This is a genomic window from Burkholderia sp. AU45274, from assembly GCF_030482505.1.
Lineage (GTDB): Bacteria > Pseudomonadota > Gammaproteobacteria > Burkholderiales > Burkholderiaceae > Burkholderia.
The window spans coordinates 1-2,015 of the sequence record NZ_JAUJQE010000033.1; the positions used below are offsets into that span (position 1 = coordinate 1).

The 2,015-nt window shown below is 64.3% G+C and carries 3 protein-coding genes; all 3 read right to left on the reverse strand.

The annotated features are described in order from the left end of the window. The coding region (locus QZM35_RS38050) for an ATP-binding cassette domain-containing protein (protein WP_301777785.1) at window positions 1–202 on the reverse strand (202 nt) is incomplete at its 3' end. Window positions 203–390: 188 nt separating this feature from the next. Beyond that, the gene (locus QZM35_RS38055) at window positions 391–1,509 is read right to left on the reverse strand and encodes a polyamine ABC transporter substrate-binding protein (protein ID WP_089426497.1); all 1,119 of its coding nucleotides are present in this window, start codon (window positions 1,507–1,509) and stop codon (window positions 391–393) included. 62 nt (window positions 1,510–1,571) lie between these two features. Next, a partial coding sequence (locus QZM35_RS38060; protein ID WP_301777786.1) for an aminotransferase class III-fold pyridoxal phosphate-dependent enzyme occupies window positions 1,572–2,015 on the reverse strand: 444 nt, incomplete at its 5' end.

Genomic DNA, 2,015 nt, shown 5'->3' on the forward strand with positions numbered 1-2,015 from the left:
ACGTCGACTTGCCGCAGCCCGAGCTGCCGAGCAGCGCGAACAGCTCGTTCTTCGCGATCGTCAGGTTCACGTTGTCGACGGCGGTGCTGTCGCCGAATTTCTTCACGACGTTTTCGATGCGCACGAAGGCGTCGTTTTGCGTACGGGCCGCGGGGGCCGGCTGGGTGTGTCGTGCAGCAGCGGAAGAGGGTATCGATTGCATGGGATTCACCATTCGTTCTTCACGGATTGCAGGCGTGAGCGCCCCCGCGCGAGGCGCAAAACGCGACTCACGGGCGACGGCTCGTGCCGGATGGAACAGTGCGCGCGGCGCGCGCGGGCGGACGGAGGTCCGCGGATCTCAGGCGGGCAGGCGTGAAGCGCCGCCTGCGCCGCCGGAATTCAGGTCGATCAGTGGCCGGTCTTCAGTTGGGCCCACAGACGGTTCTCGAGGCGCAGGATGTCGGCCGGCATCGGCTTCATCAGCACCATCTTCTTCAGCACGTCTTCAGGCGGGTAGACGGTCGGGTCCTGCGCGACGGCCGGCGTGACGAACTGGTGCGCGGCCTTGTTCGCGGTCGGGTAGAACACCGTGTTGGTGATCGCCGCGTTGACCTTCGGATCGGACACGTAGTTGATCCACTTCAGTGCGGCTTCGGCGTGCGGTGCATCCTTCGGGATCACCATCACGTCGAACCACAGCAGGCCGCCTTCCTTCGGATTCGAGAACTTGATGTCGTACGAACGCTTCGCTTCGGCCGAGCGGCGATGCGCGATGCCGACGTCGCCCGACCAGCCGAGCACGACGCACACGTCGTTGTTCGCGAGGTCGTTGATGTAGCCGGACGAGTTGAACTGGGTGATGTACGGGCGGACTTTCTTCAGGACTTCGAACGCAGCCTGGTAGTCGCCGGGATTCTTGCTGTTCGGATCCTTGCCCATGTATTGCAGCGTGGCGGCGAACACATCGACGGCCTGGTCGAGGAACGACACGCCGCAGCTCTTCAGCTTTTCCATGTTGGCCGGATCGAACACCAGCGCCCAGCTGTCGACCGGCGCCTTGTCGCCGAGGGCCTTCTTCACCGCCTGCGCGTTGTAGCCGATGCCGTCCGTGCCGTAGGCCCAGGGCACGCCGTACTGGTTGCCCGGGTCGGCATCCGAGATCATCTTCATCAAGAGCGGGTCGAGGTTCGCGAGGTTCGGCAGCTTCGACTTGTCGAGCTTCTGGTACACGCCGGCCTGGATCTGCTTGGCCATGTAGTTCGACGTCGGCACGACGATGTCGTAACCCGAACTGCCGGCCAGCAGCTTCGCCTGAAGCGTGTCGTCGCTGTCGTAGTTGTCGTACTTGACGTGGATGCCCGTCTGCTTCTGGAAGTTCGGGATCGTGTCGGGTGCGATGTAGTCGGACCAGTTGTAGACGTTCAGCTCGTCGGCCGCGTGTGCCGTCGGGCTGGCGACCGACGTGAACGCGGCCGCGGCGGCAAGGGCGGCAACGGAACAGGCTTGGCGAAGAAAGCAGGCACGCATGGTGGAATTCCCCTGGTTATGGCGGCGTGCGGCGTCCGCCGCACGCCTGTAGGCAAAAACCGTTACGAAATACCCAGTTGCTGGGCGGTTGCATCGACTGCTTTTTTCGCCTTCGATACGAGTTCATCGATTTCCGGACGCGAGATCACGAGCGGCGGCGACAGCAGCATCCGGTCGCCGGTCGCGCGCATGATCAGGTTGCCGTTGAAGCAGAAGTCGCGGCAGATCGTGCCGACGTCGCCACCGTTCGCGAAGCGGCGGCGTTCGGCCGGCGCTTCGGCGAGCTGCAGGCTCGCGACGAGGCCGTGGCCATGCACCTCGCCGACGATCGGGTGGCGCGCGAAGGTTTCGCGCATCAGCGCCTGGAAGTACGGGCCCGTGTCGTTCTTCACGCGCTCGACGATCCCTTCATCGCGCAGCAGCTTCAGGTTCGCGACCGCGACGGCCGCCGCGACCGGGTGGCCCGAGTACGTGAGGCCGTGATTGAATTCGCCGTTGTCGATGAT

Coding starts and splice junctions, on each gene's coding strand:
- QZM35_RS38055 (WP_089426497.1), bottom strand. CDS start 1,509: ATGCGTGCCTGCTTTCTTCGCCAAGCCTGTTCCGTTGCCGCCCTTGCC.